Source organism: Klebsiella sp. K5-204, assembly GCF_030128585.1.
Lineage (GTDB): Bacteria > Pseudomonadota > Gammaproteobacteria > Enterobacterales > Enterobacteriaceae > Klebsiella > Klebsiella quasipneumoniae.
The window spans coordinates 1-788 of the sequence record NZ_JAKUZS010000040.1 but is presented as its reverse complement, the minus strand read 5'-3'; the positions used below and the strand labels follow the sequence as shown (position 1 = coordinate 788).

Genomic DNA, 788 nt, shown 5'->3' with positions numbered 1-788 from the left:
GGCTTTGTTGAATAAATAAGATTTCGTGCGAACGACCCTGTAGCTGGCTGGATTTTCAGGCAATACGCACGCTTTCTGGCATCCCAGCCTTTGTCATCCTGTTCAACGCACGCACCATGGCCATAGCTTCCGCTACCTGACCATCGTAGTCACGCAGCGTCAGTGAATCTCCCAACAACTGCTTCATTCTGTACATTGCCGTTTCCGCTATCGAGCGACGGTTATATTCCGTTGTCCATTTCCACCGTGCATTGCTTCCGCTCAGCCGCTGATTAGCCACTGCACGGTTGCGGTCTGCGTACTCACCGGGCCAGTAACCTGCTCCTTTTCGGGGAGGAATAAGCGCGCTGATTTTTTTGCGGCGCAGTTCATCGTGACAGAGCCGGGTATCGTAAGCCCCGTCTGCCGCGGCTGCCCTGATTTTTCTGTGAGTCTGCCGGATAAGGCCCGGGAAGGCTTCTGAGTCCGTGACGTTATTCAGCGACAGGTCTGCACAGACAACTTCATGTGTGTTGCTGTCAACAGCAAGATGCAACTTTCGCCAGATACGACGGCGCTCTTTGCCATGCTTTCTGACTTTCCATTCGCCTTCACCAAAGACCTTCAGCCCGGTGGAATCAATCACCAGGTGTGCGATTTCACCCCGGGTGGACGTTTTGAAACTGACATTAACCGACTTTGCCCGCTTACTGACACTGGTGTAATCCGGGCAGCGCAACGGAACGTTCATCAGGGCAAAAATGGAATCAATAAAACCCTGCGCAGCCCGCAGGGTCAGCCGGAATACG

1 protein-coding gene is annotated in these 788 nt (G+C 53.6%); it reads right to left on the bottom strand.

Annotated features, from left to right (window positions below; translation table 11 throughout):
- Nucleotides 1-55: 55 nt before the first annotated feature.
- On the bottom strand, nt 56-788 hold a 733-nt coding region (locus MKR05_RS26895), incomplete at its 5' end, for an IS5 family transposase (protein ID WP_188201262.1).